Origin of the sequence: Rhodococcus ruber (assembly GCF_027270735.1) — a bacterium.
Classification (GTDB): Bacteria; Actinomycetota; Actinomycetes; order Mycobacteriales; family Mycobacteriaceae; genus Rhodococcoides; species Rhodococcoides rubrum_A.
Genome location: NZ_JAPWIJ010000008.1, coordinates 233509 through 256635, shown reverse-complemented (window position 1 = coordinate 256635; position 23127 = coordinate 233509). Strand labels below are relative to the sequence as shown.

27 protein-coding genes are annotated in these 23127 nt (G+C 64.8%); 6 read left to right on the top strand and 21 right to left on the bottom strand.

Going from position 1 to position 23127, the window contains the following annotated elements; genetic code table 11:
* Positions 1-47: 47 nt before the first annotated feature.
* From O4220_RS19940 to O4220_RS19920, 5 genes are read right to left on the bottom strand one after another with little or no spacing between them, the layout of a single operon-like run.
* Complete coding sequence (locus O4220_RS19940) at positions 48-611, bottom strand: TIGR00730 family Rossman fold protein (protein WP_269607207.1); 564 nt, start codon at positions 609-611, stop codon at positions 48-50.
* Positions 608-1396, bottom strand: a complete 789-nt coding sequence (locus O4220_RS19935) for a TIGR00730 family Rossman fold protein (protein ID WP_269607206.1) — start codon at positions 1394-1396, stop codon at positions 608-610. The genes O4220_RS19940 and O4220_RS19935 overlap by 4 nt, the downstream gene beginning before the upstream one ends.
* A 10-nt stretch (positions 1397-1406) precedes the next feature.
* Positions 1407-2492 (bottom strand): succinyl-diaminopimelate desuccinylase, encoded by a 1086-nt coding sequence (gene dapE / locus O4220_RS19930; RefSeq protein WP_269607205.1) that lies wholly within the window; start codon positions 2490-2492, stop codon positions 1407-1409.
* 10 nt (positions 2493-2502) lie between these two features.
* Positions 2503-3447 carry an SMP-30/gluconolactonase/LRE family protein gene (locus O4220_RS19925; RefSeq protein ID WP_269607204.1) on the bottom strand — a complete coding sequence of 315 codons (945 nt, stop codon included), beginning with the start codon at positions 3445-3447 and terminating at the stop codon, positions 2503-2505.
* Positions 3448-3493: 46 nt separating this feature from the next.
* Positions 3494-3637 (bottom strand): hypothetical protein, encoded by a 144-nt coding sequence (locus O4220_RS19920; protein WP_155290847.1) that lies wholly within the window; start codon positions 3635-3637, stop codon positions 3494-3496.
* A 181-nt stretch (positions 3638-3818) separates the two neighbouring features.
* Between O4220_RS19920 and dapD the strand changes: the two genes are divergently transcribed.
* On the top strand, positions 3819-4772 hold the full coding sequence (gene dapD / locus O4220_RS19915) for a 2,3,4,5-tetrahydropyridine-2,6-dicarboxylate N-succinyltransferase (RefSeq protein ID WP_269607203.1): 954 nt from the start codon (positions 3819-3821) through the stop codon (positions 4770-4772).
* Between the two features lie 87 nt (positions 4773-4859).
* Here the strand turns inward: dapD and O4220_RS19910 are convergent, their stop codons facing one another.
* The 5 genes from O4220_RS19910 to O4220_RS19890 all read right to left on the bottom strand — a co-directional run bounded on the left by O4220_RS19910 (position 4860) and on the right by O4220_RS19890 (position 8306).
* Positions 4860-6209, bottom strand: a complete 1350-nt coding sequence (locus O4220_RS19910) for an HNH endonuclease signature motif containing protein (protein ID WP_269607201.1) — start codon at positions 6207-6209, stop codon at positions 4860-4862.
* Positions 6210-6338: 129 nt separating this feature from the next.
* Positions 6339-6839 carry a DUF4440 domain-containing protein gene (locus O4220_RS19905; RefSeq protein WP_269607200.1) on the bottom strand — a complete coding sequence of 167 codons (501 nt, stop codon included), beginning with the start codon at positions 6837-6839 and terminating at the stop codon, positions 6339-6341.
* Positions 6781-7236: a 6,7-dimethyl-8-ribityllumazine synthase gene (locus O4220_RS19900; RefSeq protein ID WP_269607199.1), complete on the bottom strand. Its 456-nt coding sequence runs from the start codon at positions 7234-7236 to the stop codon at positions 6781-6783. The genes O4220_RS19905 and O4220_RS19900 overlap by 59 nt, the downstream gene beginning before the upstream one ends.
* Before the next feature lie 10 nt (positions 7237-7246).
* Positions 7247-7678 carry a DUF1810 domain-containing protein gene (locus O4220_RS19895; protein WP_269607198.1) on the bottom strand — a complete coding sequence of 144 codons (432 nt, stop codon included), beginning with the start codon at positions 7676-7678 and terminating at the stop codon, positions 7247-7249.
* A gap of 43 nt (positions 7679-7721) precedes the next feature.
* Positions 7722-8306 carry a TetR/AcrR family transcriptional regulator gene (locus O4220_RS19890; RefSeq protein WP_269607197.1) on the bottom strand — a complete coding sequence of 195 codons (585 nt, stop codon included), beginning with the start codon at positions 8304-8306 and terminating at the stop codon, positions 7722-7724.
* A 61-nt stretch (positions 8307-8367) separates the two neighbouring features.
* Between O4220_RS19890 and O4220_RS19885 the strand changes: the two genes are divergently transcribed.
* Positions 8368-9129 (top strand): SDR family NAD(P)-dependent oxidoreductase, encoded by a 762-nt coding sequence (locus O4220_RS19885; protein ID WP_269607196.1) that lies wholly within the window; start codon positions 8368-8370, stop codon positions 9127-9129.
* On the opposite strand, the gene O4220_RS19880 is transcribed toward O4220_RS19885, so the two are convergent.
* Positions 9104-9544, bottom strand: coding sequence for a MarR family winged helix-turn-helix transcriptional regulator (locus O4220_RS19880; RefSeq protein ID WP_269607195.1), 441 nt, complete (start codon positions 9542-9544; stop codon positions 9104-9106). The genes O4220_RS19885 and O4220_RS19880 overlap by 26 nt on opposite strands.
* Before the next feature lie 60 nt (positions 9545-9604).
* Here O4220_RS19880 and O4220_RS19875 point away from each other — a divergent pair, with 60 nt between their 5' ends.
* Positions 9605-10306, top strand: a complete 702-nt coding sequence (locus tag O4220_RS19875; protein ID WP_269607194.1) for an SDR family oxidoreductase — start codon at positions 9605-9607, stop codon at positions 10304-10306.
* A gap of 14 nt (positions 10307-10320) precedes the next feature.
* Here the strand turns inward: O4220_RS19875 and O4220_RS19870 are convergent, their stop codons facing one another.
* The 5 genes from O4220_RS19870 to O4220_RS19850 all read right to left on the bottom strand — a co-directional run bounded on the left by O4220_RS19870 (position 10321) and on the right by O4220_RS19850 (position 14941).
* Positions 10321-10806: a CoA-binding protein gene (locus O4220_RS19870; protein WP_269607193.1), complete on the bottom strand. Its 486-nt coding sequence runs from the start codon at positions 10804-10806 to the stop codon at positions 10321-10323.
* Positions 10803-12101, bottom strand: a complete 1299-nt coding sequence (locus O4220_RS19865) for an O-acetylhomoserine aminocarboxypropyltransferase/cysteine synthase family protein (protein ID WP_269607192.1) — start codon at positions 12099-12101, stop codon at positions 10803-10805. Before O4220_RS19865 ends, O4220_RS19870 begins: the two co-directional genes overlap by 4 nt.
* Before the next feature lie 4 nt (positions 12102-12105).
* Positions 12106-12618, bottom strand: coding sequence for an OsmC family protein (locus O4220_RS19860; protein ID WP_269607191.1), 513 nt, complete (start codon positions 12616-12618; stop codon positions 12106-12108).
* Positions 12619-12822: 204 nt separating this feature from the next.
* Positions 12823-13485, bottom strand: coding sequence for an SDR family NAD(P)-dependent oxidoreductase (locus O4220_RS19855; RefSeq protein WP_269607190.1), 663 nt, complete (start codon positions 13483-13485; stop codon positions 12823-12825).
* A gap of 40 nt (positions 13486-13525) precedes the next feature.
* A complete protein-coding gene (locus O4220_RS19850; protein ID WP_269607189.1) occupies positions 13526-14941 on the bottom strand; it encodes an acyl-CoA synthetase in 1416 nt (471 codons plus the stop codon).
* A 2-nt stretch (positions 14942-14943) separates the two neighbouring features.
* Between O4220_RS19850 and O4220_RS19845 the strand changes: the two genes are divergently transcribed.
* Complete coding sequence (locus tag O4220_RS19845; protein WP_269607188.1) at positions 14944-15366, top strand: hypothetical protein; 423 nt, start codon at positions 14944-14946, stop codon at positions 15364-15366.
* A 6-nt stretch (positions 15367-15372) separates the two neighbouring features.
* On the opposite strand, the gene O4220_RS19840 is transcribed toward O4220_RS19845, so the two are convergent.
* The 5 genes from O4220_RS19840 to O4220_RS19820 form a co-directional block, all read right to left on the bottom strand.
* Positions 15373-15990, bottom strand: a complete 618-nt coding sequence (locus O4220_RS19840; RefSeq protein WP_269607187.1) for a LysE family translocator — start codon at positions 15988-15990, stop codon at positions 15373-15375.
* Between the two features lie 125 nt (positions 15991-16115).
* Entirely contained in the window at positions 16116-17219 is a 1104-nt protein-coding gene (dapC, locus tag O4220_RS19835; RefSeq protein WP_269607186.1) for a succinyldiaminopimelate transaminase, read from the bottom strand.
* A 4-nt stretch (positions 17220-17223) separates the two neighbouring features.
* Positions 17224-17547, bottom strand: coding sequence for a ferredoxin (gene fdxA / locus O4220_RS19830; RefSeq protein WP_008714223.1), 324 nt, complete (start codon positions 17545-17547; stop codon positions 17224-17226).
* A gap of 113 nt (positions 17548-17660) precedes the next feature.
* Positions 17661-18422, bottom strand: a complete 762-nt coding sequence (locus O4220_RS19825; protein ID WP_269607185.1) for a hypothetical protein — start codon at positions 18420-18422, stop codon at positions 17661-17663.
* A gap of 38 nt (positions 18423-18460) precedes the next feature.
* On the bottom strand, positions 18461-21001 hold the full coding sequence (locus O4220_RS19820) for a bifunctional FO biosynthesis protein CofGH (RefSeq protein ID WP_269607184.1): 2541 nt from the start codon (positions 20999-21001) through the stop codon (positions 18461-18463).
* Between the two features lie 122 nt (positions 21002-21123).
* Here O4220_RS19820 and O4220_RS19815 point away from each other — a divergent pair, with 122 nt between their 5' ends.
* On the top strand, positions 21124-21603 hold the full coding sequence (locus tag O4220_RS19815) for a PH domain-containing protein (RefSeq protein ID WP_269607278.1): 480 nt from the start codon (positions 21124-21126) through the stop codon (positions 21601-21603).
* Between the two features lie 74 nt (positions 21604-21677).
* Positions 21678-23126, top strand: coding sequence for a PH domain-containing protein (locus tag O4220_RS19810; RefSeq protein WP_269607277.1), 1449 nt, complete (start codon positions 21678-21680; stop codon positions 23124-23126).
* Position 23127: the final 1 nt, after the last annotated feature.

The following is a 23127-nucleotide window of genomic DNA, read 5'->3' as shown; positions in this document are numbered from 1 at the left end:
AGTAACAACTTTGAGCAGCTCACTCCGCGGGCACGGTTCGTGACCTTTCACAACGATGCGCACGCATCCAATGCCGAATCGACGGTCGTCGTCCTGACCAGTGCGTCGAGGGCTCGCTGTTGCACGAACCCGCCCGACCGGAGACCGTCGATCCACTGCATCATTCCGTCGAAATGTCCGAACGGGTCGAGCATCACCATCGGTTTGCTGTGCATGCCCAGGTAGCCCGCAGTCCACGTCTCGAACAGTTCCTCGAGTGTGCCGATACCGCCGGGCAGCGTGATGAACGCGTCGGCGCGGTCCTCCATGATCTTCTTGCGCTCACGCATCGTGTCCGTGACGATCAGCTCGTCCGCGTCGACGTCGGCGACCTCACGGTGTACGAGCGCCTTCGGAATGACGCCGACGGTGTTCCCGCCTGCCGCTCGCGTCGCCGCGGCCACCGCACCCATCATCGAGACGTTGCCACCGCCCGAGACGAGTTGCCATCCACGTCGGCCTATCTCGGTTCCGACGTCGCGAGCGAGTTCGATGAACGAGGAGTCGACGGGACCCGACGCGCAATAGACGCAGACACTGAGCGCGCGTTCGGTCGATGCACGCTCGCTCACTGCTGGGCCTCGCGGACGATGCGCACGGCCTCGTCGACGCTGTCGGTGCAGTGGATGAGGTCGAGGTCCTTCTCGGACACCTTGCCTTCTTTCACGAGAGTCGTCTTGATCCAATCGAGCAGTCCCGACCAGAAGTCTTTGCCCAACAACACGATCGGGAACTTCGTGACCTTGGCTGTTTGCACCAGGGTCAACGCCTCGAACAGTTCGTCGAGGGTACCGAAGCCGCCGGGCAGGCAGACGAACGCCTGGGAGTACTTGACGAACATGGTCTTGCGAACGAAGAAGTATCGAAAGTTGACGCCCAGATCGACCCACTCGTTGAGTCCTTGCTCGAACGGCAATTCGATGCCCAGTCCGATCGAGTAGCCGTCGGCCTCGCTCGCACCGCGATTGGCACCCTCCATCACGCCCGGACCGCCGCCGGTGATGACGGCGAAGCCCTCCTCGGCGAGGGCGGCTCCGAGCTGCCGGGCTCGGGCGTACTCGGGATGGTCGACGGGCGTGCGGGCCGACCCGAACACCGTCACAGCTTTCGGTACCTCGGCGAGCGCGCCGAATCCCTCGACGAACTCGCTCTGGATGCGCAGCACGCGCCAGGTATCGGAGTGAATCCAGTTTCCCGAGCCTCGCTGGTCGAGCAGGCGCTGATCCGAGGTGGACGTCTCGGTGTTTCGGCCACGCCGCAGTACGACGGATCCCTTGTGTCTGGCCGGCTTCTCGCTGCTGTGTCCCTCGAAACTGCTGTGTCCCTCGGAACTGCTGTGTCCCTCGACGCTGTTCATGCCGTTCAGGCTATCCGGCAGAGAGGTAGCTCCGGAGAACCTGTGTGACATGGCTGATCTGCTCGACGGGCACGCGTTCGTCCCGCTTGTGGGCGAGATTGGGATCGCCGGGCCCGTAATTGACCGCCGGGATGCCGAGGGCCGAGAACCGAGATACGTCGGTCCAGCCGTATTTCGCCCGAAACTGCCCGCCCGCGGCCTCGATCAGCGCAGCCGCCGCAGGCTGGTTCAGACCGGGGAGGGCACCCGGCGACGAATCGGTGACCTCGAAGCCGAGATCGAGCCCTTCGACCACTTCACGAACGTGCTCGACGGCCTCGGTGACACTGCGATCCGGTGCGAACCGAAAATTCACGTCGAGTTCGGCGGCGTCGGGAACGACGTTTCCCGCAACCCCGCCGGAGATCCGAACTGCTTGCAACCCTTCGCGATACACACAGCCGTCGATATCGACGGTGCGAGCTCGGTAGGCAGCGAGCCGGTTGAGTACGGCACCGAATTTGTGAATTGCGTTGTCTCCCAGCCAGGAACGGGCACTGTGTGCCCGCGTTCCCGATGCCGTCAGCCGAACCCGCAGCGTCCCTTGGCACCCGGCCTCGATGAAACCGCCGGACGGTTCGCCGAGAATGGCGACATCGGCTTCGAGCCACTCGGGCAGTTCCCGTTCGATGCGGCCGAGTCCGTTTCGCGAGGCCGCGATCTCCTCGCAGTCGTAGAACACCAGAGTCAGATCGTGCGCGGGGTTGTCGACCGTCGCGGCGAGATGAAGAAAGACGGCGTCTCCCGACTTCATGTCGACGGTTCCGCACCCATGCAGGATGTCGCCCTCGGCACTGTCGTGTTCCCGCCTCGACGGCACGTTGTCGGCGATGGGAACCGTGTCGAGATGGCCGGCCAGCATCACCCGCGATCCGAGCCCGCGGTTGGTTCTGGCCAGAACGGCGTTACCGCTCCGGATGATCTCGAAGCCCGTGGTCTGCTCGCGGAGCGCCTGCTCCACCTCGTCGGCGATGCGCGATTCGTCCTCACTGACACTGGGGATATCCACCAGTGCAGCGGTCAGATCAATCGGGTCGGCATGTAGTTCGAGCGTCACGCCGACAACCCTAGGCTTTGGGTCCTGGAATCTCGCGGACCACGCCGTCGAAGCCTGCGCCGAACAATCGGCCGCTCGAAAAACCCTGTTCGGAGCGACCGTAGGCGACAACACTCGTCAACCGGGTACCGGTGCCGATAACGCAGGTGGCCCCCGGCGCATCGATGCGGACGACGGATCCGCCGGCATTGAGCGGTACCACAGGGTGTCCGGCGGCATCGAGGGTCAGGCCGTCCGGGGCTCCGAAGGAGCCCAGTCCCGACAGGTCGAGCAAGCTTTCCGGTGCCGACGGGTTGGCGATCGGAATTCGGCTGACCCCTGGGTTCACGAATGTTCGCGATACGTACAGAAACTGATCGGCCGCGTCGAGAACAGCGCCGTTGGCGCTCGGAAAGCGAGCCCAGTCCGGGTCGACGGAACCGTCGGGACCGATCCGACCGATGAGCGAGCCGAAGTCGTTGGTGGCGTACACAGTTCCGTCGGCAGCGACAGCAAGCCCGTTGGCGGCACTGAGACCGGTCGCAAACGGGGTGACGGCAAGCGTGTTCACGTCGAGTCGAACGATGCCGGCCGCCTTGACGAGGTCGCCGACGAAAACACGAGGGTCGGCTCCGTAGCCGACCAGGAGTGTGCCGTCGGGCATCCAGGCCAGGGCTCCGCCGCCGCCGCTCGGAACCTTCGCGATGGGGTACGCGGGCCGGCCCGGCGCGTCGATTCGGAACACCCGACCGGAGACGATGTCGGTGACGTAGGCGCGGCCCGACGCGTCGACGGCCAGGCCTTCGAGGGCTGCTCCGGGGATTCGCGCGACCACGGCCGACGGACCGCCGGCTCCGGCGCAGGTGGGATCGGCAACGGCAGTGCCGGAACCGATGACGGCACTGCTCACGCCGATGAGCGCAGCAGCGATCGCTGTTACTGCCGAACGCGTACGTGTGGACTTGCTCGAACCCATGACGTCCCCCCAGACTCGGCGACCCCCTGTCAGCCGATGCGCATGTCTACCACGCGCCCGCGACAACCAAACCCAGGGCGACTCCGAGGACGATCGTCGTGGCCAGCGTCGTCACCAATCCGGTGAACGAGACGCCGTCCGCCACCACCGTGGCGGCTCCTCGGCTGCGCGAGCCGATGCGGGTGGTCATCGGTGAAACTCTGTCAGCTCCCCCGCCCTCTACCCGTCCACCTGCATCCCGATGCGATCACACTCGACAGTCGAATCGGTAACGAACCGACGCGGCATCGGGATCGGATTCCGGAAACAGCCCGCGTACCCGCGATGACGGGTGAACCCGCGCGCGAAGCCCACCGCGTATTCTTCCTGCCGTGAGCGCACAGGGAGCATCAGCAGTAGGTATTGCCAACATCACGACGACAGGTGTCGTTCTCGACACCTGGTTTCCGAGCCCTGAGCTCGGGTCGGGCTTCGAGACCGGCACCACTCGACTCGAGGGATCCGACATCCCCGAGGAGTTCGCGTCTCTCGTCGGACCGGACGACGCGCGCGGGGTCGAGGTCGTTGCGGTTCGCACCAGCATCGCCTCCCTCGACGACGCGCCGATCGACGCGCACGATGCGTATCTGCGACTGCATCTGCTCTCGCACCGGCTGGTTCAGCCGCACGGGCAAAACCTCGACGGAGTGTTCGGCCTGCTCGCCAACGTCGTGTGGACCAACTTCGGCCCCGCGGCGGTCGACGGCTTCGAGACGGTGCGCGCGAAGCTTCGCGCCCGCGGGCACGTGACGGTCTACGGCGTCGACAAGTTTCCGCGTCTGGTCGACTACGTCGTTCCCTCCGGAGTTCGCATCGCCGACGCCGACCGTGTACGCCTCGGTGCCCATCTGGCCAGTGGAACGACGGTCATGCACGAGGGCTTCGTCAACTTCAACGCAGGCACGCTCGGCAACTCGATGGTCGAGGGGCGCATCTCGGCAGGCGTCGTGGTGGGCGACGGTTCCGACGTCGGCGGCGGCGCGTCGATCATGGGCACACTCTCCGGCGGTGGCAAGAACGTCATCTCCGTCGGGAAGAGCTGCCTGCTCGGCGCCAACTCCGGACTCGGTATCTCTCTCGGTGACGATTGCGTCGTCGAGGCGGGGCTGTACATCACCGCGGGAACGAAGGTCAGCGGACCGGATGGAACTGTGGTGAAGGCGGCGACGCTGACCGGAAAGTCCAACCTGCTGTTCCGTCGCAACTCGCTTTCGGGCGCGGTCGAGGTGGTGCCGTGGAAGGGCACGGGAGTCGAACTCAACGCGGTGTTGCACGCCAACGACTGAGAGCTATGTTCTCGAAATAGATTTACGGCCAACCTCTTCCAGCCCCGCACCGTGTTCTCGGTGCGGGGCTGGATTGTTTGCATGGGCTTACGCGATGTGGGGGCCGGCTCGGGCGTGGGATTGTCGGGGTTCTCGATACGGGTCGACGGTGGCGGGTGGTACGAACCACGGGTGGTTGTCTGCGGCGATGAACACTTCCCAGTCACTGTGGTGGATGAGTCGGTGGTGGAATCCGCACAGCAGAACCAGGTTGTTCATGTCTGTGGGGCCACCGTCGGTCCAGTGCCAGATGTGGTGGCCTTCGGTCCAGGCGGCGGGTTTGCCGCAGCCGGGGAACGCGCACCCGTGGTCGCGGGCTGTCAACGCGCGTTTCTGTTTCGCGGTGACGGTGCGGGCGGTGCGAGCGAGGTTGATCGGGGAACCGTGTTCGTCCATGACGATCGCGGTGAGAATGCAGTCGCACGCCAGTTGCCGAGACGTCTCACGGGAGAGTGGCCCCATCCACGGTAGCCACCCGACGGTGGTGCCGTCACCGAATAGATCCCGATACGCGCCACGATCGGCGGTAGGTCCGGTAGCAGTGTCGCAACCATTGCCGCAGTCGGATTCGGTTGCGGTACTGCCGTTCTCGTAGTTCGAGTCGGTGTTGCTGTCGCTGTCGGCGTTCATGGTGCGGCGCAGGTTTGTGAGGTCGCGGAGGGTGATGTGCAGGTTGACGTGCGGTTTTTCTCCGCCTTCGGTGGGGCGGTCACTGGAGGCGAGGTAGCGGTCGAGGATGTGTCCGAAGGCGTCGGCTCTTCGCCTCGCGGGGCTGCGTTCGTCGGGGGTGCCGTCGGCGGCGGGGCGGGGTTCGGTCAACGGTGAGAGTGCGGTGAGCAGCTTTTCGCCGGTGATCGCATCGAAATCCATCTTCGCCACCAGACGTCCGTTGAGGGTGGTGGAGGCGAAGAGTTCGTTGCGGTCCGTGTCCTCGGCGGGCGGTGTCTTGCCGCCGTAGGTGTCGTGGAGGCGGGTGATCGCTGCACGCAGTGGGCCGGTGCGGGCGTCGGGTCCGGTGGCGGCGGTCAGCAATGCTGCTCTGGCGACGTCCTGGCCTTCCGGGGGAAGGTTCTTCGGTGGGGTTTCGGCGAAGGTGAGGATCAGGGCGGCATGGTCGACGGAGATGCTGCCGGTGTTGACGGCGTCGGCGATGTCGGGGAAGTTCTTCAGTCCGCGGGCGAGGGCGACGATCTTGGTGGCTTTGCCCGGGGAGAGCAGGGTGGTGGAGGTGAGCCACCCAGCAGGTCCGGGGAAGCCGAGCTTCTCGCGGGAGACGCGAGTATCGATCTCGGCGACGAGCGCGATCCGGCGGGCTTCGAGGAGTTGGATCTGATGTGAGACCGCGGTGGCGTCGGCGAGGAGTTCTGCCTCGCTCAGTTGCCAGATCGCGGTGGTCATGGGGTCAAGTGTATCGAACGTGCGTTCGACTGGCAATGATAGTCGAATCGAAAACTATTGCCCTGCTTCACTATTCACGAAACGCAACCTGTCGGTAGCTCGTGATACAGGTCGCGCCTCCGTCACACTTCACGATTCTTGATCTGCAATCACAGTTCCTTGGTGATAGAGGATTTTCCAGTCACTATCCCGTTGCTGCCACAGCGTAGTTCTGCGGGTATGCCTGCCGTCGAGCCGCAGCGTGTAGGTCAGCAGGTAGGTGGCCGGGGCAATTTCCCGGACTTCGAACCCGCTGGTTTCCCAATCACCGTCGAGCCGACCGCCGGAATCGGACGAGTATCGATCTTCGAGGACCGACCAAACGTGTTCGCGACTGTAGAGCCGGCCCGAAGCTCCGATCTCCCAGAAACTTGGATCGGTGAGGCGCTCGAAGTCTTCCCGCGTGGTGCCGTACTCGCGGCGATGGAAGATCGGTTCTCGCCGTTCGAGTTCCGCGAGTGCTTCGTGAAGCTCAGGCCCAGCGTGGCAATCGGGCCCGCGCACAGAATCGGCCACGACGTCAGCCCCAGCGTCAGCCGATGGTTCCCAGCGACGCCAGAGTTTTGACGACAGCTCGCGCCGCCTCGGCACCCTTGGTTTCGAGATGCGCTGTGAAGAAGGCCTTGTGGTCGGCGTGCTCGTGGAAATGGTGGGGAGTGAGCACCACCGAGAACACCGGGACGTCGGTATCCAGCTGCACCCGCATGAGACCGTCGATGACCGCGGTCTCGACGAAGTCGTGTCGATAGATCCCGCCGTCCACCACCAATGCGGCGGCAACGATCGCCGAGTACTTCCCGGTCTTGGCCAGCCGCTGGGCGTGCAGCGGGATCTCGAATGCTCCCGGGACCTCGAAGACGTCGATGGCCGTCCCCGCATGACCGAGCCGCTCGAGTTCGGCTGCGAAACCCACTCGCGCACGGTCGACGATGTCCAGGTGCCAGCTGGCGTGAACGAAGGCAATGGATCCGGCGAGTGGAGTCGTCATGGGTGCGATGCTAGCGGTATCGCTCGTCGAGCAAGTCGAGTGTTCCGCCATCGGATTCACCGTCGAAATACTTTTGCAACACTTCGTCGAAAACGGACGAGCCCTTGGTAGCTTCGGCGAAAAGCGTCATGGACGAGTGCAGTTTCAGATTGTCCGGATATCCGAAGATCTCGTCGACCGTCCGGCCCTCTATTGCAACGGTCAGCCGAGCTGCCTTGTTCAGGCGCGGCCCCAGCACCTCGTGCGACAAATACAGTTCTGCCTCGGTCAGGTCGGCGATGCCGAAGTGCTGAGCAGTTGCACTGCGGCCCAGCCCTGCCAACTGCGGGAACACGAACCACATCCAGTGCGTCTGCTTGAGTCCCGCCTTCAGCTCCTTCGTCACTGCATTCCAGACGGGGTCCTGGGCGTCCACGAAGCGTTGCAGGTCGTATTCGGTCATGCCCCTCAACCTAGCCAGGAGTGGAGCCTGCGGAGGGACCAGATCAGGTGAACCCGCGCATCAGGGTGTCGACGGTTGCATCCAGCAGGTCCTCGACGGGAACGCCGTCGAGGAGATCACCGGTGGCGAGCACCGCGAGGCCGTGCACACTCGCGAATGCCACGCGGGCGAGTATCTCGGTGGGCGCCTCGGTGATCATGCCGGCGTCGATGGCGTCCTTCAGCAACGACTCGGTTGACGTCATACTCTGGCCCGCAGCAGCTTTCAGATCTTCGCTGGCATCGGGATGATGTTTTGTGCTGTACATGACGTCCAGTAGTTCGGGATGCTCGACGGCGAATCCGAGGTACGCACGTGCGACGCCACGAAATCGTGACATCAGCTCACCGGGTCCGGTCGCGGCGGCGGCCATCCGGCGGTTCATCTCGTGAAACCCATGCAGTGCCAGCGCATCCAGCAATGCCTGTTTGTCTCGGAAATGGCGAGCCGGGGCGGCATGGCTGACTCCGACATCTCTGGCCAGCTGCCGCAGCGAGAGTGCGTCGACTCCACCCTGCGCAATGCTCCGTTCCGCCGCGTCGAGCAGTACCGCCCGCAAATCACCATGGTGGTAGCGCCGCGTTGCCATGCACTCACCCTAGGGGATGTTGGCATTGACAACAATGATGACACTGCCTACATTTGCGTTCATGACTTCCACAGTGCTCATCACCGGAGCAAGCTCAGGCCTCGGCGAGGAATTCGCCACCCGATTCGCCGCACGCGGCGAGAACGTCGTCCTCGTGGCCCGGCGGGCCGATCGACTCGAGGCGCTCGGTCGCCGCATCGAGGCCAACCACGGCGTCGCTGCCACCGTCGTGGCGATGGACCTGGGCGTACCTGGAGTCGGCGCGGCACTGCGAACCACGTTGGCCGAGAAAGGGATCACCCCCACTTCTCTGGTCAACAACGCAGGCTTCGGAACGCACGGCCGGTTCGCCGACGAGGATCCGGAGCGCGTCGCCGCAGAGATCGCCCTCAACGTCAGTGCGCTGGTCGACCTCACACACGCATTCCTGCCGAACCTGACCGGCGCGCTGATCAACGTGGCGAGTACCGCTGCGTATCAACCGACGCCGAACATGGCCGTGTACGGGGCGACAAAAGCGTTCGTCTTGAACTTCACCGAAGCTCTGGCGTTCGAGTACCGCACCTCGTCTCTGAAAGTACTCGCACTCTCCCCCGGTCCGACGCGCACCGAGTTCTTCGACGTCGTGGGATCGAAAGACGCCGCCGTCGGCAATTTTCAGACGTCCGAGCAGGTGGTCTCGACGGCATTGCGCGCGTTGGACTCTCGTCGCACTCCGGCCAGTGTCGTGTCCGGTCTGTCCAACAAGATCAGCGCGGGCAGCGTACGCCTCGCCCCGCGCGGCCTGGCAACAGTGATCAGCGGTCGCCTGCTGAAAGCGTGAGGCCGGCAAGGATGCGCTCGAACACCACTCGCTCGGAAGCCGGGATCGCATCGAGCAGATACCGTCTGACCGCCTCCGCGTGAACGGGCCGTGCGCGCACGACGGCGTCGCGCCCCACCTCGGTGAGAACTACCTCCACTCCCCCGTCCACCGGACGTCGAGTGATGAGTTCGCGGTCGGCCATTCGGGTCAGATGGTGCGACAGCCGACTGCGATGCCACTCGAGCAACGCCGCCAAGGCGCTCTGCCGCAGCACCCCCTGCCCTATCTCGTGCACTCGGGTCAGAACCGCGAAGTCCTGGTCCGACAAGCCCGTCTGCTCGGCGATCTCCGCGGTGACGCGGGTCCACACGCTCTCCTGCGCGCGTTTCCATGAGTGCCACAGGGCCATCTCGGATTCGTTCAACAGCGTCATTGCGCCAGCCTATCCACCCGCCTGTTGACATGACAACACAAACAGGTGCATTGTGTTGACATGACAACACAATGCGCTCTCGTCACGGGTGCCAACAGAGGAATCGGCCTTGCCATCGTCCGCGGCCTCGCCGCCCAGGGCTTTGTCGTCTATTTGGGCTCTCGAGATCTTGCCGCGGGCGTCACCGCGGCCACCGGGATCGACGGAGACATACGCGCGATTCGGCTGGACGTCACCTCGACCGACGACATCGACGAGGCCACCCGACACATCGACACCGAGGTGGGCCACCTCGACGCTCTGATCAACAACGCCGGCGTCAACGTCGGCTATCACCGACCGATCGAGGAGAACTCGTCGGATCTTCGAAAGATGTACGCAGTCAACGTCTTTGCCGTCGTCGATGTGACCAACGCATTCCTACCGCTACTGAGAAAGTCACCGGCCGGTCGGATCGTCAACGTCACCAGCAAACGCGGTTCCATCGGCGAGGACGGTGCATGGGTGGGCACGCCGTCGATGGCGTATTCGAGCTCGAAGACCGCGCTGAACGCCCTCACCGTTCACTACGCGCGAGACCTTGCCGATACCCCGATCAAGGTCAACGGAGCAGCCCCCGGGCACGTCGCCACCGACTTCAACGGATTCCGCGGAACGCGATCGCCGGACGAGGGTGCGGCCGTGGCGATTCGACTCGCCACCCTCGACGTCGACGGACCCACCGGACTGGTGTTCGAGGACGACACCGTCCTGACGTGGTGAGGCATGCGCCGCGCCTACCCCCGTGTACGACGCGAATCGATCACTCCCGTATCGAATCCGGCCAGATGCAATCCACCGTGGAATCGCGCGTGTTCGATCTTGAGGCAACGGTCCATGACGACGTTCAATCCGGCGGCTTCGGCGTCGTGGGCCACCTGCTCGTGCCACAATCCCAGCTGCAGCCAGATCGTCTTCGCTTGCACTGCAATGGTTTCGGTGAGCACAGCAGGAAGGTCGTCGTACTTGCGAAAGACGTCGACCAGATCCGGCGGCTTCGGCAGGTCCGCGAGCGTCGGATAGACCGTCGTTCCTTCGATCTCGGTGATCGTCGGATTGACGAGAAAGATCTCGTAGTTGCTCGTCGACGACAGGTAGCGGTTGACGAAATAGGATGCCCGCGAGGGGTTCTTGGACGCACCGACTATCGCAACCGTCCTGGTTTCCCGCAGAATCCGCTGACGCTCTTGGGCGGACGGGCCCTGCCAAGTGCTTGTCCTCACGAGCGTGCCTTTCCGGTTGCCAGCGTCAGGGCCTGATCCAGATCCCAGAGAATGTCCTCGACGTCTTCGAGTCCGACGCTGATACGGATCAATTCCGGGCCGACGCCCGCGTCGCGTAGTTGATCGTCGGTCAGCTGACGGTGGGTGGTGCTGGCCGGATGAATCACGAGGGTACGCACGTCGCCGATGTTGGCCACATGGCTCGCGACCCGAACACTCTCGACGAATGTCTGACCGGCATCGCGACCCCCGTCGATTCCGAACGCGAACACCGCACCTGGTCCGGCGGGCAGATATTTCGCGGACCGATCATGATGCGGGTGGCTCTCCAGCCCAGCCCATCTCACGTAGTCGATGCGCGAATCCTGTTCGAGCCACTCGGCGACGACGCGGGCATTGGCGACGTGCGCGTCCATGCGCTGCGGCAACGTCTCGACACCCTGGATCAGGGTGAAGGCCGACTGCGGCGCCAACGCACCACCGATGTCGCGCAGTTGCTCACTGCGCAGCTTGGTCAGAAAGCCGTACTCGCCGAAGTTTCCCCACCACGACAGGCCCCCGTACGAGGCCACCGGCTCGGTCATCTGCGGGAATTTGCCCGAGCCCCAGTCGAATCGACCGGATTCGACCACCACTCCACCCAGCGTCGAACCGTGCCCGCCGAGAAACTTCGTCGCCGAATGGATCACGATGTCGGCACCGAACTCGATGGGCCTGCTGAGCCACGGGGTCGCCATCGTCGCGTCGATCACCAACGGGATTCCGTGCTCGTGCGCAACGGCGGCGAGACCCTCGAGGTCGGCGATCTCCCCCGACGGGTTGCCGATGATCTCGGCGTAGATGAGTTTGGTCGAATGTGTGACCGCACCAGCATAATCCGCCGGATCGGTGCCCGGAACGAACGTGGTCTCGACTCCGAAGCGACGGAGTGTGACGTCGAGTTGGGTCACCGTGCCGCCGTAGAGACCAGCCGCGGCAACGATGTGGTCCCCGGTGCCCGCTAGAGCGGCGAACACGGCGAACTCTGCCGCCAACCCACTGGCGAACGCGACTGCTCCGATGCCGCCTTCGAGGCTCGCTATGCGCTCCTCGAAGGCGGCGACGGTCGGGTTACCGATACGGCTGTAGACGTTGCCGTACTTCTGCAGAGCGAACAGATCGCCTGCGTCCGAAGAATTCTCGAACACGTAGCTCGCCGTCTGATAGATCGGCACAGCACGCGAACCGGTGGAAGGATCAGGCCTTGCTCCGGCATGAATTGCTCTGGTACGCAGGCCGAAAGTCCGTTCGCTCATGACGTCAGGCCGTCTCGAGAACGGTGTGGATCGGGGTGGGATTGCGAGTCAGATCCAGTACGGGGCAGTGATCGTCGACGGCCTGCTGCAGCTCCTCGTACCGTTCCCGGGTCTCCGGCCCCGTTACCGTGACGACAACGCGAACCTCGCCGAACCCTGGGCGCACAGCGTCGTCGAACCCGAAGAATCCGCGAACGTCGAGATCACCCTCGGCCTTGGCCTTGATGTCGTCCACGACAATGCCCAGCTTCTCGGCCCAAACACGGTAGGTGACCACCTGGCAGGACAGCAGCGACGCCAGGTAGTACTCGACGGGATTGGCGGCCTTGTTCTCGCCGCCGAGGGCCGGCGGCTCGTCGACCTCGACGCTGTACTTGCCGAGTGTGACGGTGCTGGCGACGGCGTCGTGAGCGGTGGCCGAACCACGAAAGACGACCTGGGCGTTCTTCGCGTCGGCCTGAACGGCGTCATCGGTGGCAGCGATGACGCCGCCGAGATGAGAAACAGATGTGGTCATGGAAAGTCCTGTTCGATTCGAGGGTTGCCGGAACTACCCGAGGAGCGCGAAAAGCCCGTCGGGAATGGGTTCGATCGACTGTTACGAACAGGAGGAAGTGCAGACGAGACCGAAGTCGATGGTGCGACGACGAACGAGCCTTCTGCCCGCGTCGGTCACGTGTGTCTCGGTCACGAAGCCGACAATAGCCTAGGAACGTCTCGCCTACGAGAACTGGTCCGCGCCGACGTCGGTCTCGTCGTCGGTGATGGCCGCGACGATGCGTGCTGCCACCGCCTCCGGGGTCAGCCCCTGTGGCAGTTTCGGTGCCTGCCCGGCGATCGGCCGAGTGGCCAAGCCGGTCTCGGTGTGCGGCGGCCGCACATCGACGATCCTGATCTTCGACTTACGGGCTTCTGTCCGAACACTTTTCAGCAGCGCACTCACCGCGGCCTTGCTCGCAGAATAGGCACCCATGTTCGGCATCGGCTTGTCGGCCACCACCGCACTGATGTTGAGGACGAAGCCACCCTGATCCAGAGTGGTCATCGCTTCCCGCAGCACACGCAGCGGTGCCAGGTAGTTCAGCAGCAGCAAGTCGTCGACGGTGTCGTCGTCCACGTCGCTGACTGCGCCGAACGCCACGACGCCGGCCGCGATCACGATCCCGTCCAGCCCGCCGTGATGTTCGACGGCCTCCGCGATCACCGAACGAGCCGAATCCGGAAGCGTCAGGTCGGCATTCACCGTGTGATGCTCCGAGGACTCGAGGCTGCGACCGCTGACGGTCAGCCGAGCACCGGCTTCGGCGAGCTGATCGACCATCGGGGACCCCAGCCCACCACTGGCACCGAAAACGAGGATGCGTGCGCCGTCGAGTGAGGTCATACCCCGAACTTAATCGCCGCCTCGTACCCCGCGCTGACGACTAGCTCAACAACTTCTTCTGCACCTTGCCCATGGCGTTGCGCGGGAGCGAGTCGACCACGCGAATCTCGCGCGGCCGCTTGTGAATCGACAGCTCGGTGGCCACCAGATCGATGAGCACCCGATCGTCGACATCGGTACCCACGACGAAGGCCACGATGCGCTGGCCCAGGTCTTCGTCCGGTAAGCCGACGACAGCGACCTCGTCCACGCTCGAGTGCCCCAACAGCACCGTCTCGATCTCCCCCGCGCCGACGCGATAGCCGCCAGTCTTGATCAGGTCCGTCGACGCTCGCCCGACGATCCGATGGAAGCCGTCCGGCTCGATGAGGGCGACATCGCCGGTATCGAACCAGCCGTCCTCGGTGAAGGTTTTCGCGGTCGCGTCGGGGTTGTTCAGGTAGCCGTCGAACAGCATGGGGCAACGGATCTGGAGTGCACCGATCGATTCACCGTCGTGGGGCACGTTTTCGCCCTTCTCGCCCAGCAGTCGGGTTTCGACGCCTGCGACGGGCAGTCCCACCGAGCCTGGTCGACGCTCGCCGTCGGCGCGGGTGCTGATGGTGATGAGGGTTTCGCTCATGCCGTACCGCTCGATCGGGGCCTGGCCGGTGAGCTCGCGCAGCCTCTCGAACACCGGTACGGGGAGCGGCGCACTGCCGGATACCAGCAATCGGGCGTCCGCGAGAGCTCGAGCGGACGTCTCGTCTGCGGCGACCCGCGACCACACCGTCGGCACCCCGAAGTAGAGGGATCCACGCGCTGCCGCGTAGAGCTCCGGAGTCGGCTTACCGGTGTGAATCAGTGGGCTGCCGACCCGCAGCGGCCCGAGCATTCCGAGTATCAATCCGTGTACGTGGAACAGCGGAAGCCCATGCACCACAGTGTCTTTCCACGTCCAGCTCCACGCTTCCGCCAATGCGTCGAGGCCGGCCGCAATGGCACTGCGGGAGATCAGGACGCCCTTCGGCGGGCCAGTGGTACCGGAGGTGTAGAGCACGAACGCAACGGAAGACGGCTGCGGTTCGGCATAGCTGTGCCACGACCGCGCATGTTGACGCACCGGCAGAACCTCGAGCCCGGCGGTATCGGGCGGAGCTTCACCGAGCCATGCCTGGGCACCCGAGTCGCGGAGGATGTGCTCACGTTCGGCCACCCCCGCGTCCGGCGGCACCGGCACCACGGTGACACCGGCAATCAGGGCACCGACGACCGCGAGCACCGTCTTGACCGACGGCGTTGCGTAGATCGCGAGCCGGTCGGCCCGGGCGATGCGCTCGGCAACCGAGGTCGCCGCACCCAGGATGTCGGCGCGAGAGAGCGAGACTCCGTCGATGGTGATGGCGTCGGGAATATCGTCTCCCCGCGCAACGGCGAGTGGGTTCAGTGAACGAAGCAGCACATGGCTACCGTACATACATGGACGTGGACGGAATCGACACCGGCGACTACGCCGAGTACATGACGGTGGCCGCCGGTGACCTGCAGGCGGGCGTCTATCTGATCGGAACCGACGCCGAGCAGGACACCGATTCCGAGGACGACCTCGACCTGGATCTCGACGACGATGATTCGGACGACGACGCCATCGACGTCGCGCATGTCACCGACGGCGCGCCGAGGCTGGTCTACTCGGTGCAGTCGGACGACTTCTGGACGCGGGTAGAACTGGCCGATCTCCGAGCCACCCAGCTCTACGAGGAAGCCCACGCACGCAATCCCGAGGTCAACACCGAGCCGAAGCGCTTCACCACCGTCGAAGCGTTCGGCAGCAATGAACTGGTCTACATCCTGCGCATCAGACGCGGCGGCTGGGACGTGGGCGAACCGGACCTGGAATGAACGACGCTAGACCGAGGTCGCGACTGTGCCGACGCCGAGAGCGACCAGGAATCCGGCACTGATGCGGTCCAACCAGTCGGTCACCGCGGGCTTGCGCAGTAGAGCGACCGCGCGTGAGGCGACGACGGAGAACACTCCCATCACCAGGGCGGCCACCACTACCTCGACCAGCCCGAGCGTCATCGCTCCGGTGAACGTGACCACGGTGAGGAACTGCGGAACCACGGCCAGGTAGAACAGTCCCACCTTTGGATTGAGCGCGCACGAGAGAACTCCGGCACCGAACGCGGACCATGCGGCCGCAGCAACCGGCACCAGCGGCTCACCGGCCACCTTGTTCTTCCGGCGTGCCCGAAACGCCTTCACGCCGAGGTACAGCAGATACAGCCCGCCGAGGATCTTGACCACGCGATACGCCGTCGCGGACTGCTCGACGATCGCCGCCAGCCCAACGGCTACCAACACGGCCCAGAACAGTCCACCGATCGCGACGCCCATCGCCGCCGCGATCCCCGGCTTGAGGCCACCGATGCTGTACCGCAGCACCAGAAATGAATCCGGCCCGGGCAGGATCGCCAGCAGAAAACATACGCCGGCGAAGCTGAGCAGCAGGGTGACGGTCATGCGTACATGAGAACACCCAGTCCCAGGTCGAGACAACTGACTTCTTCGCCCACAATTCGCACCGAGCGACGGGATCCCGTTTGCTGAGCCGAATTGTGGACGCTCAGCGCGCTGGAGAAACCCGACTACCCGCGCAGGCGAGCAGCCGCAGCCTCGATGCGCTCGTCCGTGGCCGTCAGAGCGATACGCACATGCTGTCCGCCGTTCGGCCCGTAGAACTCTCCCGGGGCGGCGAGGATGCCACGTTCGGCGAGCCAGTCGACGGTGTCGCGGCACGGTTCGCCCCGCGTAGCCCACAGGTAGAGCCCGGCCTCGGAGTGGTCGACGGTGAATCCGGCTTCTTCGACGGCAGCCTTCAATATCGTCCGCCGGGCGCGATAACGCTCACGTTGGACACTCTCGTGCTCGTCGTCGGCCAGAGCCGCGGTCATGGCGGCCTGGATCGGCAGCGGCACCATCATGCCCGCGTGCTTGCGTACTTCGAGCAACTCGGCCACGAGGGACGCGTCGCCCGTGACGAAGCCGGCGCGGTAGCTCGCGAGGTTCGAGGTCTTCGAGAGTGAGTGCACGGCAAGCAGATTGGTGTGATCACCGTCGCACACGCGCGGATCCAGTACCGACACGGCATCGGCGTCCCAGGTCAGTCCCAGATAGCACTCGTCGGAGACGACGATGGCATCGCGTTCGCGGGCCCAGTCGACGACCTTGCGCAGGTGGTCGACACCGAGCACCTTGCCCGTCGGGTTGGACGGAGAGTTGACGAAGATCAACGACGCCCGCTCCGGCCCGAGCCGCGACAGACCATCCGCTCGCAGAATCCGCGCGCCGGCAAGCAGAGCACCCACTTCGTAAGTGGGATATGCCAACTCGGGGATGACGACCAGGTCGTCGGCTCCCAGACCCAACAGCGTCGGCAGCCAGGCGATCATTTCCTTGGTGCCGATGGCCGGCAGCACCGCGTCGACCCCGATGCCGGTGATCGAGTAGCGGCGCTCGAGCGCCGCCACCGCGGCCTCCCGCAGCGCAACGGTGCCGGCGGTCGTCGGGTACCCGGGTTCGCCGGCAACCGAATTCAGCGCGGTGCGAATGACGTCGGCGACCGGATCGACCGGCGTACCGACCGACAGGTTGACGATGCCGTCCGGGTGCGCCGATGCCTTCTCTTTGGCAGCGGTCAACGAGTCCCAAGGAAAATCGGGCAGCGCCGCTGCCACCGCTCTACGTGCCAAGGCGTCAGTTCTCGCCCATGGGAGGCAGAGCCTTGATGAACGGCGGGTCGTAGTCGGTCTTGCCGAGCTTCGCAGCACCGCCGGGAGATCCCAGGTCGTCGAAGAAGTCGACATTGGCACCGACGTACGCGCTCCACTGCTCGGGAACGTCGTCCTCGTAGAAAATGGCCTCGACGGGGCACACGGGCTCACAGGCTCCGCAGTCGACGCATTCGTCGGGGTGGATGTACAGCATTCGGTTACCCTCGTAGATGCAATCCACCGGGCACTCTTCGATGCACGCTTTGTCCAGTACATCTACGCACGGTTCTGCAATCGAGTAGGTCACTGCTGCTCTCCCCTCCTGTATCGATCGTGGGCGCTCGCGCGCCCTGAGCATCCTAGTATCGCCGTCCGAACATGGGGCAAACCGACCAGGGTGGCCTCACCTGCCCCGGACGGCTATCGCCGCAGCTGCTTCGCGGGCACGTCGGCACCGAGGGCGGACGCCTTCTTGTGCGCCGCGAGCCACCTGCGGCCCTGCTTGGCGGCGCGCGAGAGCGCGCCGCGTTCACCGAGGTACCCGGCGACGCCACCGACGAGCGGAATGGCACCGAGGACGCGGTAGAAACCACGTGGATGCGGGCGCTTCTCCAGCTCGCCTGTGACGTCACGCAGCACGTTGGCGATTTGCCACATTCCGCGCAGCAGCGCGAACGGGCCGGACTTCGGAGATTCTTCTTTCTTCTCGACCGGAGCACTGTCGGCCAAGGACGTCAGGTCGCGCTTGCACAGCACCGACCCGAGCAGCGCCACGTGCGTCTCGCGGTCGGTCACTCCGGATTCGCGGGCCACTGCCACGAGCACCATCGCCTGGTTGGCGAACCCGAGCAGATCCTGGATCGGCAGACGGTTGACCAGGATGCCGAACACACCGGGGAATGCGACGGCAACGGTGTTGAGAGCTCCGATGCGATTGACCCACCACTGCGAACGAGCATCACTGTCGAGCTTCTCCCAGCCGGCGGTGCCCGGGAAGTCGGTGGTGTCGAACGCCTTGGCCATGAAATCGATGACGTTGTCGAGCGTCGAATCGTCCGCCGAGGACTTGCGGAAAGTTCGACCCTTGAGCCCGATCGGGTCGCGGGTGGCCAGGATGTCGAGCACGGGATGGATGATGGCGACGGCGCTGCTCAGCACCGCGGCGACTCGACGGTCGTCCATGTCAGACAAGCTCCATTTCAGAAATTCAGGACCCAGGGTCAGATCAGGCCGGCGACCGATACCTCCGGTGCCGGGCCGTACGTGGTGGTGCGCTGACGAACCGGTCGTCCGATGCCGTCGGCGATCTCGTGCAGTTCCGCGACGGTCTTCTCCGAACCGTTCTGCGAACCTGCCATCCGCGAGATCGTCTCTTCCATCAGGGTCCCGCCCAGATCGTTCGCGCCTCCGTTCAGCATCGCCTGTGTACCCGTGATTCCCAATTTCACCCATGACGTCTGAATGTTGTCGATGCGGCCGTGCAGCATGATCCTGCCCAGAGCATGCACCGCGCGGTTGTCCCGGTTGGTCGGTCCGGGCCGTGATGCACCGGCCAGATACAACGGCGAGGACTGGTGCACGAACGGCAGCGGCACGAACTCGGTGAATCCGCCCGTCTTGTCCTGGATCTTCTTGAGCACGTTCAGATGTCCGACCCAATGCGACGGATTGTCGACGTGTCCGTACATCATCGTCGAACTCGACCGCAGCCCCACCTCGTGCGCGGTGGTGATCACTTCGATCCACTCCGCGGCAGGGAGCTTGCCCTTGGTGAGCACCCATCGGACCTCGTCGTCGAGGATCTCCGCGGCGGTACCCGGAATCGAGTCCAGGCCGGCCGCTCGCAGTTCGGTGAGCCATTCGCGGATCGACTGGCCTCCGCGCGAGGCCCCGTTGACGATCTCCATCGGCGAGAACGCATGCACGTGCATCGAGGGCACCTTGGCCTTGACCGCCCGCACCAGATCGGCGTACCCGGTCACGGGGAGTTCGGGGTCGATCCCGCCCTGCATGCATACCTCGGTAGCTCCGACGACATGCGCTTCCCACGCCCGATCGGCGACCTCGGTGGTGGACAGGGTGAACGCATCGGCGTCGCCCTTGCGCTGGGCGAACGCGCAGAATCGGCATCCGGTGTAGCAGATGTTGGTGAAGTTGATGTTCCGGTTCACTACGTAGGTGACGGTGTCTCCGTTGACCTGCTTACGCAGATCGTCGGCGAGCGCAGCGACGGCATCCATGCCCGGGCCCTCGGCTGTGGCCAGCGCGAGGTACTGCTCGTCGGACAACCCGGCCGGGTCCTTCTCCGCTGCCGTCAATGCCGACACCAGGTCGCGATCCACCCGCTCGAGCCCGGCGAGATCGCGTACCTGCTCACGGATCGATTCCCAGTCGCCGAACGCATTCGCCAGATCCGAGCGGGTCTCGGTGTTGCGGCCCTGGGTGTCGATCTCGGTGTTCAGATCCACCCGGCCCGAGGACTCCCACTCCTCGTCCGGTTCCTGCCACGGCAGACCCGTCGGGTTCACGCCCTCGCGTGCCATTCCGGTCTCCGGATCGGCCACCGCCCGCACGTGCGCCGAGATCCGTGGGTCGATCCACGGCGCACCGGCGAGAACGTACTGCGGCTGCGCGGCAGTACGTTCCACGAGCGTGTAACCGGCGGCCGCCGACAACTCGGCGAGGGTGTCGAGGTTCGGCCACGGCCGCTCGGGATTGACATGGTCGGGAGTCAGCGGCGAGACCCCGCCCCAATCGTCGACGCCTGCGCCCAGCAACGCGGCAGTCTCCTCCGGTGCGACCAGATTCGGCGGAGCCTGAATCCGCATCGACGGGCCGAGCACCATGCGCGTCACCGCGATGGTCGCCAGGAATTCTTCGAGACCGGCGTCGGGTACCGACCGCATCGCGGTATCGGACTTGGCCAGGAAGTTCTGCACGATGATTTCTTGCACGTGCCCGAAAGACTTGTGCACCTTGCGAATTGCCATGATCGACTCGGCACGGTCGCGCAGGGTCTCGCCGATCCCGACGAGGATGCCGGTGGTGAACGGGATGTTGAGCCGGCCCGCGTCGGTCAGCGTGCGCAGCCGAACCTCGGGATCCTTGTCAGGGCTGCCGTAGTGCGCCTGGCCCTTCTCCTCGAACAACCGACGCGAGGTGGTCTCGAGCATCATGCCCATCGACGGGGCAACCGGCTTGAGTCGCGAAAGTTCCTGCCACGACATCACTCCCGGATTGAGGTGCGGCAGCAAGCCGGTCTCTTCGAGTACCCGGATCGACATGGCGCGCACGTAGTCCAAGGTCGAATCGTAGCCGCGTGAATCGAGCCACGCCTTGGCCTCGGGCCAACGCTCCTCCGGTCGGTCGCCGAGCGTGAACAGCGCTTCCTTGCACCCGAGCGCGGCACCCTTACGAGCGACGTCGATGATCTCGTCGGGATCCATGAACATCCCGTGCCCGGCCGCATTGAGCTTGCCCGGCACCGTGACGAACGTGCAGTAGTGGCACTTGTCGCGGCACAACCGCGTGATGGGTACGAACACCTTGCGGGAGTACGACACCGTCTTCGGCCGGCCTGCGGATTCGAGTCCGGCGTCGCGTACCCGGGACGCCGACGTCATCAGATCGGTCAGATCCTCGCCGCGAGCGTGCAGCAACACCGTGGCTTCGTCGACGTTGAGAGACACGCCGTCGCGGGCACGGCGCAACACTCGTCGCATCGCAGAGGGGGCTGGTACGGGATCCGGTAGAGAAGTCACCCGTCGATCATGCGCCTTCCCGGTACGCCCGTGCCACTGCAGGGCCTCGGGGCTGCCGCCGCCGCTCCGACTCGGGGTGGTGGATACCAAAAGACACCTCTAGGTTTGTACCTGTGACAACGATGACCGACCCCCGATGGCAGCCGTCTCCACGTGCACGACTTCTCTGGGCTCTGAGTGCCGGTCTGCTGTGGCTGCCGGTCTTCGTCGCCCAGCTCGTCTGGGCCGTCGTCGACTCGACGTGGACGTCATGGCCGCATGGTGCCGTCCTTGTGGCATCGATAGTGCTGGCGGCCCTGCACATTGCGATCGTGCCGCAGTGGCGGTACCGCGTCCATCGTTGGGAGATCAGCGACACGGCGGTCTACACCCGCACCGGCTGGCTCAGTCAGGAGCGCCGCATCGCGCCGATCTCGCGGGTGCAAACGGTCGACACCGAGCGCGGACCACTCGATCGGCTGCTCGGATTGGCCACGGTCACCGTCACGACGGCGTCGTCGGCCGGAGCGGTGAAGATCACGGCACTCGATCGAGACGTGGCGGACAAGACCGTCGCCCGACTGACCGATATCGCCGGCCGCACCATCGGAGACGCAACGTGACCGCCGGTAACACCGACCAAGCCGAGCTGCTCGCCGTCGAGGAGGAGCAGCCGTGGCTACGCCTGGACAAGCGAATGTTGTTGGTGCACCCGGTCAACGAGGGCATCAAGATCCTGCCTGTGCTGCTGGTCTCGTTCTTCGTCGGCAGCCAGAGCGGTAACCACTACTGGAGTCTCGGCATCCTCGCGGTCGTCGTGGTGTTCGCAATTCTGCGGTGGTTCACCACCAGCTACAGGATCGGCCCGGTACATGTGCAACTGCGCACCGGAGTGCTGCAGAAAAAAGTTCTGTCCATCCCGCGCAACAGGATTCGTTCGGTCGACGTGGAAGCGAACGTGCTGCACCGGGTGCTCGGATTGTCGATCTTGCGGATCGGCACCGGCCAGCAGGCGGGCAAGGGCGAGGCCTTCGAGCTCAACGCCCTGGACACCTCTCTGGTCCCCGCACTGCGCGTCGATCTGTTGCAGCGAGTGTCGGGACAGATCCCGGCAGGCGACGGTATCCCCACCGCAGCACCGAATCCCGAAGTGGAAATTGCGCACTGGCAGTTCTCCTGGGTGCGATTCGCCCCGTTCTCGATCACCGGCATCGTCACCATCGCCGCTGCCGTGGGCGTGCTGTTCCAGTACGGACTGGGGCAGACGCTGGCCGAGTCGTCGGTGGTCTCGAACAGCATCGACTCCGCCGAGCAATTCGGAATCGCCATGTTCGTCGTCGTGGCCCTCATCGCCCTGCTCGTCGTGTCGAGCATCTTCGCGTGCGTCCGCTACCTGTTGACCTACGCCAATCTCACCGTCACCGACCAGGGTCGAACCCTGCACGTCAGCCACGGACTGCTACGTACCCGACAGTCGACACTCGACCGCAAGAGGCTGCGCGGCACCTCACTGTCCCAACCGCTGCTGCTGCGCGCGGTCAGCGGTGCCCGCCTGGACGCCATCATGACCGGCGTCAGCGCCGAGAAGAAGGAATCCTCACTGCTGCTCCCCCAGGCCCCGCAGGCCGAGGCGCTACGCATGATGAACACGGTGCTCGGCGACGCCGGTCTGCACGGTGGTGCCGACCGGCCACTGCTACAGCACGGCCCTGCGGCGCGACGTCGCCGTTACACCCGGGCAGTGCTCCCCCTGCTGGTCATCGCCGCCGGCCTGGGAGTTGCACAGTATTTCGGCGCGCCGATTCCGATCGTCGCGTGGGCAGCGATCGCGGTGTTGTTCATCGCTGCCTTCGGCCTGGCTCACGATCGCTACCGCGGCCTGGGCCATGCAGTGCTGCCCGGCTGGCTCATCACCCAGCACGGCTCGCTGGACAGAACTCGGCACAGCCTCGAGGCCGCGGGCATCATCGGCTGGACGGTGCGGCAGACGTTCTTCCAGCGTCGCGCCGGGGTGGCCACCATCGTGGCGGCAACTCCGGCAGGCGTCGGCCACTACGAGGTGATCGACATCCCCATCGAGAACGCGTGGGCCATGATCGACGCCGTCACCCCTGGAGCCGGAGACATCTGGCTGCAGCGCACCTGAC